The organism is Stenotrophomonas sp. YJH_SMC_25, from assembly GCF_059369595.1.
Genome location: NZ_JCAFSV010000006.1, coordinates 243,105 through 257,280, shown reverse-complemented (window position 1 = coordinate 257,280; position 14,176 = coordinate 243,105). Strand labels below are relative to the sequence as shown.

4 protein-coding genes are annotated in these 14,176 nt (G+C 67.7%); 2 read left to right on the top strand and 2 right to left on the bottom strand.

Features of this window, described 5'->3' with window-relative positions; all coding sequences use genetic code 11:
* Window positions 1-8,953 (bottom strand): two-partner secretion domain-containing protein (locus AC5P7E_RS10825; RefSeq protein ID WP_495222844.1); only part of this gene is annotated, 8,953 nt, incomplete at its 3' end.
* A gap of 21 nt (window positions 8,954-8,974) precedes the next feature.
* Window positions 8,975-10,651 (bottom strand): ShlB/FhaC/HecB family hemolysin secretion/activation protein, encoded by a 1,677-nt coding sequence (locus tag AC5P7E_RS10820; protein ID WP_223846377.1) that lies wholly within the window; start codon window positions 10,649-10,651, stop codon window positions 8,975-8,977.
* Window positions 10,652-11,015: 364 nt separating this feature from the next.
* Between AC5P7E_RS10820 and AC5P7E_RS10815 the strand changes: the two genes are divergently transcribed.
* Both AC5P7E_RS10815 and mutS read left to right on the top strand, forming a co-directional pair.
* The gene (locus AC5P7E_RS10815) at window positions 11,016-11,408 is read left to right on the top strand and encodes a barstar family protein (RefSeq protein ID WP_005412662.1); all 393 of its coding nucleotides are present in this window, start codon (window positions 11,016-11,018) and stop codon (window positions 11,406-11,408) included.
* 135 nt (window positions 11,409-11,543) lie between these two features.
* The gene (gene mutS, locus AC5P7E_RS10810) at window positions 11,544-14,135 is read left to right on the top strand and encodes a DNA mismatch repair protein MutS (protein ID WP_133050745.1); all 2,592 of its coding nucleotides are present in this window, start codon (window positions 11,544-11,546) and stop codon (window positions 14,133-14,135) included.
* Window positions 14,136-14,176: the final 41 nt, after the last annotated feature.

The window sequence follows — 14,176 nt, the reverse complement described above, 5'->3', positions numbered from 1 at the left end:
TGCCCTCGGCCGACATCTGCGTGCCCTGGCTGAGGATCGAGCCGCCGTTGGCAATCAACGTGAGATCGCCGCCTGCAGCCAACTGGCTGACGCGGGCATCACTGGTCGAATGGCTCTGTTCGCTGTTGGTGCGCTGGCTGCCGGCAGTCACCACGGTCGAAGTGGTGGCCGCGCGCAGGCCGGAGGCTGCGCCTTCAGCGGTACGGGTGATCCGCCCCATCGCCGAGCCACTGTCGGCCATGCCGTCGGTGGTCGAATCGCGGGCGCTGCGGTAGGCCTTGGTCGGGTCGTAGGTCACGCCCACGGAGAAGCCGCTGGACTTGCTGGCCTGACTGGATTGGTTGTCCGTGGTGTCCTGTCGCGCCAGCAGCGCAATGTCCTTGCCCACCAGTGTCAGGTTCTCGCCTGCGGCGACGTCCGACGCCTCGATCGTCAGTGTGTTGCCAGCATTGATCAGCACATTGCCGTCGCGCGAGGCGATCGCCGATCCCACCTGGGTGGTGGACTGCTCGGCGCGGGTGCTGCTGTTCTTCGCGCTACTGTAGCCGACCGATGCCACGCCGTTGCCGAAGCCTCCGGTAACGCCGGATTTCTTCTTGCTCTCGTTGGACTCACTGCTGTGATGGTCCTCTGCGGCGGTGATCAATACGTTGTTGCCCGCCCCCAGAATCACATTACCAGTGGCATCGACCACCGCACCAACCGCAGTCAGATCGCGGCCGGCGGTGATGTTGATGCGCTCGCCCTGGATCGCCGTACCGATGGCATAACTGTCGCTGTTGTCGACGCTGCGCGTGGTAGTGGTGCTGGATAGCGTTTTCTTTTTCTTCTCGTAGCTGTCCAGGCCGTAGTCGTGCGTCTCGTTGGCCGAGAGCAGGTTCACGTCGCGGCCCGCAGCCACGCTTACCGCACCGTCATTGCTGTCGACCAACGCGGCTGTAAGGCTCACGTCCCGGCCCGCGGTCAGCAGCAGATTGCCCCCGGCCTGCAACAGGCTGCCGCGCACCGTCTCATCACGCTGGCTGACCTGCAGCGAGCTGCGCTTGCCCGCACTGGAGAAGTCGCGGCTTTCGCTGTCCACCAGCGCCTGGCTGTTGATGTCACCGCCGGCCTGCAATGCCAGACCTCCCGCCGCTTTGATCTGCGCGGCGGCCAGGTTGATGTCCTTGCCAGCGGCCAGCACCACATCGCCAGCGCCCTGCACCGAGCTGGCAGCATGTGTTGTCCTGCTGCTGCGCTGGTGGTTGCGCTCATCGAAGGTGGCGTCGCGGCGTTTCTCCAGCGCAATCGCGCCAACATCCAGAGTGCCGCCTGCGGCCAGCTGGGTAAGGCCGTCGGCGCCGGCGTTGCGGATCTGTGCGGCCTGCAGGCTGATGTCACCGCCAGCCACCACCGACAGCATGCCGTCGCCACTGGGGTTGGTCACATACAGACCAGCAACCCGATCAATGCGGTTGGTCTCGTACTGGTAGGTGCCACCGCCCCGCTGTGTCTCCACCGTGGAGGCCACCGTGACATTGCCCGCGGCCTTGACCGACAGCGCATCGGTGGCCGTCACGGTGGCACCGGCAACGCGGATGTCCTTGTCCGACGACAGCCCGACGTACTGGCCGGAAATGCTGCCACCCAGATGCTCGATGTTGCCTGCATCGATGGTTACCAGCTTGCGGCCGGCGATGTTGCCGGTGTTGACCAGGCCATTGCCCAGTTTGATATCGACATTGGCGCCGGCCAGCAGTGCACCCTGCCCGTCCAGATCGCCCGGGCGCAGGCGCAGGTAGACCTGCGGCACCAGCGCGGTGGTGGTGCTGCCATCGGCCAGGGTGACGGTCTGCTCGACCAGCCAGACGATGTCGCTGGTCAGCTGTGCCATCTGCGCTTCGGTCAGCGCCACGCCGGGCCGCAGGCCCCATTCGCTGGCGACCGTGGCACCGGCCTCCAGCAGCGCGCGGTATTGCGCCTCGTCACTGGCGTAGCCGTCGAGGAAGCGGCGACCGGTCAACTGGCCGATCTGCTCACGCACCAGCTTCTGCTCGTAGTACCCATCACCCAACCGCTTCTGCACGGTATCGGGCGAGTAGCCCATCTGGCCCAGCAGGTGGTCCGAGCTCAGCCAGGTCTTGTGGTCGGTGAAGCGCGGATCGGTCTCGACCAGATAGTGGCCCCCGTTGGGATTGACGTTGAACAGGCTGGCGCTCGGCGCGCGCGTATCCGGCGCCCCCATTGCGATGCGGTCCGGCGATCCGCCACTGGCCGCGACCACGCGCGGCCCGGACGTACTGGTGTTGCCGCTCACGCCGCCGACGTTGCCGCCCTGCTGGGTGCCGGCGGCATCGGCCGCCTGTGACAGCGCGCGTTCGGCACCGGTGCCGGTGGACTGGCCCGGCCCCTGCGCACCGCCATGACCCGGCCCATCCGGCAGCGCCTTGGGCCCCTGCACGTTGAGGTTGGCCATGGCCGAACCGTTCTGCACGTTCGGTGCCTTGCGCCCCTGGTTGAGGTTGCTCAGGTCACCGACATCGATGCTCAACGTGCCGTTGGCGGTAATCTGGCCCCCCAGCTGGCCGATCTTTTCGGAGATGGGCTCGGCGGTCCATTGCGTTCGGGTGCCGTCGTAGGCGATGGAGGTGTTGTTGAAGGTATGCGTGCGGAACAATTCGAGACCAACGTTACTGACACGGCTGTCGGCGCCGTGACCGACGATCTGCAGATTGCCGCCCGCAGCAATCTGCGCGTAGCGGTTGTTCAGCTCGTCCACCGACAGGCGCATGTTGCCGCCGGAACGGATCACCGCATCGGCACCGGCACCGGGCTGCAGCTGGTCCTCATGGGCCACGTGGTGAGCAACGCGCTTTTCTTCATTGAGGCCGTGTTCCTGCGTGTGCTGGCGGCGACCGACGATGGTCGCATCGGGATTGCTCAACGACGCCGGGGTGATGAACTGGATGCAGGTAGTGCTGCAGGTACCGTAGGCGCTGGAGAACGTCAGGCGGTCGTTCTGGTAGGTGAACTTCTCCTTCGACTTCAGCACGTCGAACGGATCGCCGCCCGGCACCTGGTCCGGATTGGCGGCAGTGCCCTTGCTCACGTAGTAGATCGTGACGGTGCCGTTGACCGGATCCATGCGCCAGCGCTCACCGCGCACGTCATAGCCCAATCCACCAGAGCCGAAGAAGAAGCGCGAGGTGCTCGCGGTCAGGCGAACCACCGCCTTGCCCAGGCGGGTGCCGTCCGGCGCAATGTAGGGCTCGTCCTGCAGCACGTCTTCCGGCGCGATGTAGTAGAACTCCCAGGCCTTGTAATTGCTGGTATCGCTGACCGTGCCTGCGGTGTTCTTCGAGTTCTTCTGCCATGCCGCCACCATCATGTTGACGGTAGTGTCGATGGTCTTGACCTGGGTCGGGGCGATCGCCACGTTCTCGCGGATGTTGTTGACCGCCTGCGCATCGATGGACAGATTGCCGCCCACATCGATGACCGAGCTGATGTTGTCGATCCGCCCGGCAATGCCGCTGGCGATCCGGTCGGCGCCGAGCGCGCCACCGATGGCCGCATCACCGCCGCTGTAGATCAGGCCCTTGCCGGTGTTCTGCAGTTCGCGCACGCCCAGGTCCAGCCGCTCGCGTGCGGCCACGGTGCCGACGCGGGTGGCACCACCGGCCTCTTCGGCGCGGTTCTTCAGCACGCCGGTAGAGATCGCCACATGGTCACCGTAGATGCGCCCGGTGCCGAGATTGTCGATCTCGCCGGCCTCCAGGTGCGTCAGCGCGCCATCGATCAGGCCGCGGTTGGTCAGCTGGCCACGGGCATTGAGGTGGGTCGTACCCTGGCTGGAGATCTCACCCGAGGCTGCGTTGGTGATGTTCTGGGCGTTGAGGTCGAGGTTGCCACCGCGCACGACACCCTGGTTGTCGAGGTCGCCGGACAGGTTCAGCGACAGCGTGCCGTTGGCGATCCATTCGCCACGATGGCGCATGCCCTGCTGCAGGGTAAGGCCGAGGTCACGCTGCGCATGCACCTGGCCGTCTTCGCTGAGCACACGTGCCACCAGGGTCTGGCTGCCATCAGCGCGCAGCAGGCCACCGCTGTTGGCGACGTTGTCCGCCTGGCTGTCCAGGTTGCCGCCGGTGCTGATCACGCCGCCGGTGTTCTGCAGCTGGCCGTTGATCTGCAGCCGCGCACTGCCATCGGTGACGACCTGGCCCTGGCTGTTGTCCAGCCACTGTGCACCGAACTGCAGCTGGCCCGCCTGCAGCCCACGCGTGCCGTCGCCGCCACGGGTGTTGCGGTTGTCCACGCTGGCGGCCGTGAGGGTCAACCGCTGGCCGGCCGCGATCGCGCCGGCGGCGTTGTCCACGTGCCCGTCGAGGGTCAGGTCGAGGTTGCGTCCGGCCTGCACGCGACCACCGGCATTGGCCAGGCTCGCCGCCCGCAGCGAAAGATCCGCAGCGCTGGCAAGTGTTCCACCGGCGCTGTTGTCGACGCGGGCCAGGAGCAAACGCGCATCGCCTTGTGCATTGACTGCGCCGCCACGGTTGCCCAGCACACCGCCTTCCAGCTGCAGCTTCCCGGCCGCCAGCAGCCCACCGCTGCCGGCCGTGAAACGGTTGTCGATGTCCTGCCCGGCCGTGTTGATGGTCAGGTCGGCCGCCGACTGCACGCGACCGCCCTGGTTGTCCAGAACGCCACTGTGCACACTCAGCGCGCCCTTCTGCGTACCCAGCGTGCCGGCGCGGTTGTCCAGCCGCTGGCCGCGGGTCTCGATGTCCAGCTGGCCACCCAGCAGCGTGCCCCGCTGGTTGTCCAGGCCGTTACCCTGCAGCTGCAGCCGTTCGGTGGCCTGCATCGCGCCGTCGCTGTTGTCCACGCCTGCCGCCGTGGTCACCGTCAGGTCCTTGCCAGCGACCAGGGTGCCGTGGCGGTTGTCGAGACTGCCGGCGTCCAGGGTCACCATGCCGGTGCTGGACAGCAGGCCCTGCTCGCCATTGTCGAGACGACCGTCAACGCCCAGCACCAGCGCGCTGCCGCCCGCGTGCACTGTGCCGCCCTGGTTACCAAGGCTGGCCGCGGTGACCGTGCCGGCACCGCCGAGCAGGATGCGGCCCTTCTGGTTGTCCAGCGCCTGGCCGATCGCCAGCGTGGAGTGCCCGGCGCCTGCGCCCTGCAGCGTGCCCTGCGCATTGATCAGCTGCTGCGCGATGACATCCAGCGCGCCATTGCTGGCGAGCGAACCGCCGCGATTGTCCAGCATACCCTGTACGCGCAGGCGCAGCGCATCTTCACCGGTTGCGGTGAGCGTGCCACCGGCGGTGGTCAGGGTGTCGGCGCTGATGGCGACGCGACGCGCCGAGGTGGTCGCTCCACTCAGATCGAGCGAGGCGCCATCCAGCACGAAGCTGCCGTTGCTGAGCACGCTGCCGCCCTTGCCCAGCAGGGCCTGCGCCGAGACCTGCAGCTGGCCACTGCCGGCGTGCTGGATCCTGCCTGCACTGTTGTCCAGCGTCCGGGCCAGCAGGGTCAGGTCGCCATTGCTGGCCAGCGTACCACCGGCATTGCCCAGCGCCGTCGCCTTGACGCGACTGGCGCCTTCGCCGCTGGCGATGATGCGGCCACCGGCGTTGTCGAGCGTGGTGGCCTCAAGGTCGAAGCGATCGGCGCCCAGCGTCGCGTCACGATGATCCACGTCGTCGGCGCGCAAGGTCAGTGTGGCCGAGGAGACCAGCGTGCCCTTGCTGCCGTCCAGGCGGCCGGTGGTGATGTCCAGGCCCTGGTTGCCGGCCTGGCGGATGCTGCCGCCACTGTTGTCCAGCCGTGCGGCGGCGATCGTCAGGCGGTTGGCGTTGCTGGCGATCGTGCCTTCGTGATTGTCCAGCGCACCGACGATCTGCAACGTGCTGTCGGCCGTTCCGGCGCCGCTGAGCGTGCCCGTGCGGTTGATCAGTTCACCGGCCTGCACATCCAGTGCCCCGTTGCCGGCGATCGTGCCGCCACTGTTGTCCACGCCCTGCGCCACGTGCAGCCGCAGCGCGTCGCTGCCGGTCGCGCTGAGGTTGCCACCGGTGTTGTCCAAGCGCTGCGCATCGATGGCAATGCGCTCTGCCTGGGTAGTGCTGCCGGCCCCCAGCAGCAGGTCGCCGCCCTCAAGTTCCAGCGCCGACTGGCTGAGGATGCGGCCGCCCGCACCCTGCAGGCTGTCGGCGCGGATCTGCAACGTACCGCCGCCGGCGTGTTCGATTGCACCGCTGCGGTTGTCCAGGCTTGCCGCCTGCAGCCGCAGATCACCGGTACCGGCCAGGCGGCCGCCGTTGCTGTTGTCCAAGCGCACTCGGGCCTGCACCTGCAACGCGCTGCTGCCTGCCGCCAGCACCTTGCCGCCCTGGTTGACCAGGCTGCCAACCTGCAGCTGCACCTGGCCATTGCCGGAGATGCCGCCGCCGCTGTTATCCAGCGTGTCGCGCACCGTCAGCGCCACGCCGTGCGTACCGGCCGACTGCAGCGTGCCCTTCTGGTTGTCGATGCGACCGGTGTCGATGCGCAGGCCGCCGTTGCCGACGATCTTGCCGCCCTGGTTGTCGAGCGCATCGCGTACGTCCCGTGCCAGCTCCGAGACACCCTGCGAGACGATCTGGCCCTGGCGGTTGCGCAGTGCCCTGGCGTGGATCTGCACACTCTGCGCCGACGTCGTACCGCCGCTCACATCCAGCTCGCCGCCGGACAGCACCAGTGCACCGTTGCTGAGCAGGCGCCCTTCGCTGCCACGCAGCGTATCGGCCTGCACGCTCAAGCTCCCGGTGCCAGCCTGCTGCACCAGGCCCTTGCTGTTGTCGAGCGTGGTCGCGGTCACTATCAGGTCGCCGTTGCCGGCCAACGTGCCACCTGCGCCGTTGTCCAGGTTCGACGCCTTCACCGAACTGGCACCGGTTCCGAGCGACAGCAGGCTGCCGCCGCGGTTGTCCAGCATGCCAGCCACGATGTCGAATCCCGCCGCACTGAGCGCACCGTTGCGCAGGTCGGCGTTGCCAGTCGTCCAGTGCAGGCGCCCCACCGTGCTCAGCCGTCCACCGGGACCAGCCCAGTCACCCGTGTCCAGCGTGAGGCCACCCTCACCGGCATGTTCAATGCGGCCACCGGCATTGCCGACCTGGCCTGCTTGCAGCGCCAACTGCGCGGCGTTGGTGGCCAGCAGGCCGCCGTCATTGTTGAACAGACCCTGCACCGTCCACGACGATGCCGCCTTGCCGGCGTGCCGCAGTTCACCCCCGCGGTTGTCGAGCGACTGCGCATCCAGCCGCAGGCCGCCGGCTACGCTCAGCGCACCCTTCTGGTTCGACAACAGGCCCACATGCAACGCGGCATCGCCATGCACCTGCAGCGTGCCGCCATCATTGCGCAGCTCGCCCCCAGCCTGCAGCGCGCTCACTCCCAGGCGACCGCCGCTGTTGTCGAGTCCGGCACGTGCGGCGAGCGATACCGCACCACCATTGGCGATGCTGCCGCCGTCATTGTCCAGCATGCCGGCGATGGCGATCAGGCCCTCGGCCATCGGTACCACTGGCGAGGTCGGCGTGCCGGTCGAGCCGCCGCCGGTACCCGGCGTCCCCGTACCCGGGGCACCGGTTCCCGGCGTTCCTCCGCCGCTGCCCGGCGACGTGCCGCCCCCTGGGCCACCGCCGTTACCACCGGACGCGACGGCATCCAGCGCACCCAGCAGACCGTTGCTGCGGTTGCGGGCCGCTTCGGCCTTGAGCGCCAGCGCCTGCACACCAGTCTGTTCAATGGTGCCGCCATGGTTGCGCAGGCCCTGCGCCTCGACCTGCAGGCGCTGTGCGTTGAGCTTGCCGCCGCTGTTGTCCAGCGTGCCGCCGGTGGTGATCGCAACCTCGCGCGTGGCGGCGATGGTGCCGGCATTTGCAAGATCACCGCGCGCCTGCAAGTGCACGTTCTGCAGTGACTGCAGTGCGCCGGTGTTTTCCAGGCGGCCGTCCACCGTCACCACCAGCTCACCGGCCTGCGCGCCGATGCTGCCGGCATTGCGCACGCCCACGCCGTGCTCGTTGCCGACCAGCCAGATCTTGTTGGCGAACATGCCGCCGAGAGCGCCCACGTCCAGCGCGAAGGTCGGTGCCTCGCCGTTGGCCGGGATCAGGCTGGCCTGGCTGTGGTCGGCATTGACCACGTTGTTGCCCAGCGTGGCCTGCAACTGGTTGGCCCAGATGCTGGCGTTGACCTTCAGTGACCGGGTGATCAGGTCGGTGTAGTCAGCGCGGCTGGTGTCCAGACCCTCTCCATCGATCTGGATCGCACCACCGGTGACGCGGTAGCCCTCCAGTGCCCCAGCACCCGTGAACATCGGCGTGCCGGTGGTCAGGGTCACGCGGCTGGCGTTGAGGAAGCCGCCGCCGTTGACCTGGATGCCGGCCGGGTTGGCGATGATCACCTCGGCGCGCTGCCCGGCCACTTCCACGTAGCCGTTGAGCCGGCTGGCCGGACCGTTCACTTCATTGAGGATGACCCGCGCACTGCCGGTGGCAAGCCACGGATTGCCCTGCACCCAGCCCCCCAGCTGCGTCTGCACCTGGCCGCGGGCGTTGTTGAGGATGACGCCCTCGCGTCCGACATCGAACTGCGAATAGCGGTTGCGCGACACACCCGCCGCCGACGGCGTGGTGATGTTCACCATCGGCACACCATTGGGGGCCGTCACCATCGTCGGCCGTTCACGGCCCGGCGCATTGGGATCGGAAATGATGCGCGCATCGGACTGCGCCAGTGCAGGGGTTACCATGCTGACCCAGCCCAGTGAGCACATCAGTGCGAAGCCCAGCGGCGACAGCGCGGCGCTCTGCCGGCCCGGCACATGGCCGACCAGGCCACCGCCACCCTTCACCAGCTCCGACGCCACCTGCCAGACGCGCAGCGCGCGGTTGAAAACCAGACGATAGATAGTGTTCATGTCACGTGTCCTTGTGGCAGATCAGTAGCGCCAGGCCAGGCTGAAGCCGAATGTGGTGTAGTCGGTGGGGAAATGGGCGGGCTTGTGCAGTGCCGAACCGACGAAGCCATCCCAGGAAAACTGCTGCCAGCCGCCGCGCAGGCCCAGCGCCATGCCCGCCAGGTCACGGCCGGACTGCCACTGCGCGGATGGGCCGCCGATGCGGCCGTAGTCGGCGGCGACGTAGAACTCCTGGCCACCGCCGATGCCCAGCGAAAGATCGTTGCGCAGCGACCAGCCGCGCTCACCGCTGAGCGAGCTTTCACCATCGAAACCGCGCACGGTATAGCGGCCGCCGATGGCGAAGCGGTCCTGTGGCGAGAGCGGCGTGCGGTTCCACTGCGCCCGCCATGCGGCGGTGTAGCGCAGGCGCTGCCTGCCCAGCTGGAACGGCACGCTGAACTGCGCGTCGGCGGTGATCAGCTTCATCCGCGAGGTCCCTTCCAGCGGCAGCGTCGGATCCCACTGCTGCGCCTTCTCTTCTGGCGAGCGCAAGGCGTGGAAGGCCCCCGTGCCACGCCGGTAGGCCACGCTGGCATCGAGCGTGGCGTTGCCGATGAACTGCTTGTGGGTCAGGCCCAGTTCCCAGCCCGCGGTGCGGCGGCGCTGTACTTCGATCTCGGTATCGTCGATGTAGTTCTTCGACTCTCGCTGCCACCCGCGCGCGTAGGCGCTGAACTTGACCTTGGCATTGCGCAGCAAAAGCCGGTCTACCCGCGCTTCGGCGTTTTGGCTGCGGCCGCTGTAGTCATAGCTTTCAAAGGCACCCACCACGTTCTGGCTGTAGTCGTAAGCGCTGGCGGTGGCACCGAACAGCCAATACCCGTAGGGCACGTCGTAGTGCGCGGTCCAGCTGTTGGTGTCCTTGCCTCGGCCATTGAACACGCCACGGCCGGCGCTGATGTAGAACAGCTCGTTCAGGCCCAGCGGATTGTCCAATGACAGCGTGGCATTGGCCTGCAGCTTGCCGGTGCCGCGGCTGCCGGCATCGTCCAGGGTGACGCTGGCGCGCACCGGTGAGCGCTGCGTCCAGTCGATCTGCAGGTCGCTCTGGCCTGGCGCCGCGCCCTCGCCGTCGGCCGGCGCGATCTTGATGTCGGCGCTGACGGTGGGCACGCGCTGCAGGTTCTCCAGCCCCTGCTCGATGTCGCGCAGGTTGAGCAGGCCGCCGCTGCGGATCGGCAGTGCATTGGCGAGGGCCGGATGCCGTCCCTGCGGGTCGGAGAACACGGCCTCGCGGAACCGGCCTGGCACCACCGACAACGTCAGCGTGCCCTGGTTGAGGTCCTGCGGTGCCGACAGCACCCGCGTGGTGACATAGCCGCGGGCGATGATCGCGGTCTGCACGCGCTTCATCACCACGTTGATGCCTTCGGTCCCCAGGCAACGGCCTGTGGCCGGATCGTCGACCGGGTCGGCAGCCGCCAGTGCCCAGCCGAAGCGCTGGCTGTCCTCGCCTTCCAGCACGATGCGATCGATGCGCACGCAGGGGCGCTCCTGCGCCGGCAGGCGGTCGCCCTCCTTCTGCGCGTTCCGCTCCAGGCGGACGTCGGGGCGTTGTTCCTGCTGCTCGCGCAGCACGCGTTCGCGTTCCTGTTGCCTCAGCAGTTCCTGCGCGGCTGGATCACCGGCCTGCTGGGCGGCAACACCGAAGGTCATGCCAAGCAACACCACCCACCCACCACCACGGCACGCCTGTCGTGCCTGCTTCTTCCCTGACCGCACAGTGTTTTCCTGATATTGATGCAGGCCGTCAGGCGCTCTGTCCGGAAAAGGACAATGCATCGACGTGCCGGCTTGATTCGGGTCTGCCGACACACAGGCGACAGCACGCCGCTACGCGAAGCGCAGAAAGGCGCAAAGGGTATCGGCCGCCTCAGGAACTTCTATAGGAAAGATTGCAAATTCAGTCGACTGCGGGGCAACACGCCGCAAACGCCCAGGACGCTGCGCGTTCGGGCCATGGCGCGAACCCTGGTCCTACAGCACGCCAGCTTCCGCCTGCTGACGCTACAGTCGCAGCATGACCATCGTCCTACAGATTGAAGGCGCCGCCATCAATGACATCCCCAGCCTGTACGCGGAGATCAACCGCGTGTTCATGGCCGGCGAGAACTGGCAGCTCGGGCCAAGCCTGGACGCCCTGGATGACCTGCTGCATGGCGACTATGGGGTGTTGGCCGGCCACGACCGGGCCACGGTGATCTGGGGTGATATCGAGCACAGCCGCGCCGCACTGGGACGAACTACCACATGTCAGTGGCTGCAGTCCAAGCTGGAAGCCCCGGGCACCTTCAATAGGCGGACCATTGCGCTCCAGCTGGACGCCCTGCAACGAGGCCAGGGCCAGACCTACTTCGGGATCGTAATGGAGATCTTCGCAAGCCACCGGCAGATCACCCTGGTTCCGGCCTGACTGTGTGCTCCGCACGGGCAATGCCCACCAACCGCAGCGGCGCCCACCGGCCCCAGCAGTTACCATGGACGGCCCTGTACCCGCTCCGCTGCCGCTGCCGCCCGGCGCGGCCGGACGCCCTGATCCACGAGTCCCATGTCAAAAGACAAGTCCGCCGAACACACCCCGCTGATGAAGCAGTTCTTCGCAGCCAAGTCCGACTACCCGGACCTGCTGCTGTTCTTCCGCATGGGCGACTTCTACGAGCTGTTCTACGACGACGCGCGCAAGGCTGCGCGGCTGCTCGACATCACCCTGACCCAGCGTGGCAGCTCCGGCGGCGCACCGATCCCGATGGCCGGCGTGCCGGTGCATGCCTACGAAGGCTACCTGGCACGGCTGGTGGCGCTGGGCGAGTCGGTGGCGATCTGCGAGCAGATCGGCGACCCGGCGCTCGCCAAGGGCCTGGTCGAACGCAAGGTGGTGCGCATCGTCACCCCCGGCACGGTCACCGACGAAGCGCTGCTGGACGAGCGCCGCGACACCCTGCTGATGGCGTTGTCGCGCAGCAAGCAGGGCTACGGCCTGGCCTGGGCCGACCTTGCCGGTGGCCGCTTCCTGGTCAACGAAGTGGAGACCGACGACGCCCTGGAAGCCGAGCTGGCACGGCTGGAGCCGGCCGAGCTGCTGGTGCCCGACGAGGAGAACTGGCCGGAGTTCCTGCGCCAGCGCACCGGCGTGCGCCGCCGTGCGCCGTGGCTGTTCGACGCGGACAGCGGGCGCCGACAGCTGCTGAACTTCTTCAAGCTGCACGATCTGAGCGGCTTCGGTATCGATGACAAGCCACGTGCCACCGCCGCCGCCGGCGCCCTGCTCGGCTATGTCGAGGAAACCCAGAAGCAGCGCCTGCCGCACCTGACTTCGATCGCGATGGAAACCGCCGGCGAGGCGATCGCGATGAACGCCGCCACCCGCCGCCACCTGGAATTGGACACGCGTGTCGACGGTGATACCCGCAATACCCTGCTGGGCGTGCTCGACAGCACGGTGACACCCATGGGTGGGCGCCTGCTGCGCCGCTGGCTGCACCGCCCGCTGCGCCTGCGCGAGGTGCTGGTGCAGCGCCACCACGCGGTGGAAACCCTGATCGATCGCGGTGCGGACGCCGACATCCGCGAGCAGTTCCGCCGCCTCGGCGATCTGGAACGCATCCTCACCCGCGTCGCGCTGCGCTCGGCGCGCCCGCGCGATTTCTCCACCCTGCGTGACGGCCTGGGCCTGCTGCCGGCGGTGCGCGAAGTGCTGGCCCCGCTGGACTCGCCGCGCCTGCAGGCCCTGCATGCGGCGCTGGGCGAACACGACGCGTGCGCGCAGCTGCTGGCCAGCGCCATCGCCGACATGCCGCCGCTGAAGCTGAGCGACGGCGGCGTGCTGGCCGATGGCTTCGATGAAGAGCTGGACGAGCTGCGCCGGCTGTCCACCCATGCCGACCAGTTCCTGGTCGACCTGGAACTGCGCGAGCGCGAGAGCAGCGGTATTCCCACCCTGAAGGTGGGCTACAACCGCGTTCACGGTTACTACATCGAAATCAGCAAGGGCCAGTCCGATCGTGCGCCGGTGCACTACACCCGCCGCCAGACGCTGACCAATGCCGAGCGCTACATCACCGAAGAACTGAAGGCATTCGAGGACAAGGTGCTGTCCGCGCGCGACCGTTCGCTGTCGCGCGAGAAGTACCTGTACGAGCAGCTGCTGGACACCCTTGGCGGGCAGTTGGAACCGCTGAAGCAGTGTGCCGCTGCGCTGAGCGAACTGGACGTGCTGGCCGCCTTCGCCGAACGCGCGCAGGCGCTGGACTGGGCGCGCCCGGAACTGCAGGCCGAGCCGTGCCTGAAGATCGAACGCGGCCGCCATCCAGTGGTCGAAGCGGTACGCGAACAGCCGTTCGAACCCAATGACCTAGACCTGCATCCGGACCGTCGCATGCTGGTCATCACCGGCCCGAACATGGGCGGTAAATCGACCTACATGCGGCAAAATGCGCTGATCGTTCTGCTGGCCCACATCGGCAGCTTCGTGCCGGCCAGCCGGGCGGTGATCGGCCCGATCGACCGCATCCTGACCCGCATCGGCGCCGGCGACGACCTCGCCCGCGGGCAGTCAACCTTCATGGTCGAGATGGCCGAGACCAGCTACATCCTGCACCACGCCACCGCCCATTCGCTGGTGCTGATGGACGAGATCGGCCGTGGCACCTCCACCTACGATGGCCTGGCGCTGGCCGACGCGGTGGCCCGCCACCTGGCCTACCAGAACCGCTGCTACACGCTGTTCGCCACCCACTACTTCGAGCTGACCGCGCTGGCCGACGAACAGCATGAGGGCGGCCGCAGCGGCATCGCCAACGTGCACCTGGACGCGGTCGAGCACGGCGAAGCGCTGGTGTTCATGCACGCAGTGAAGGACGGCCCGGCCAACCGCAGCTTTGGCCTGCAGGTGGCCGCACTGGCCGGCCTGCCGCGCGCCACTGTGGCGCAGGCACGGCGTCGCCTGGCCGAGCTGGAACAGCGCGGCGCTGAAAGCCACGCCGCCGAGATGGCGCCGCAGGCGCTGGATGCCCCGCAGCAGTTCGGGCTGTTCGCGGCGCCATCCAGCAAGGCGCAGGAAGCGCTGGCGGCGATCGATCCGGACGAACTGACGCCGAAGCAGGCGCTGGAAGCGCTGTACCGGCTGAAAACGCTGCTGTAAGTGCGCCTGGCCAGGGGGCACCATGCCCCCCTGGAAGCCAC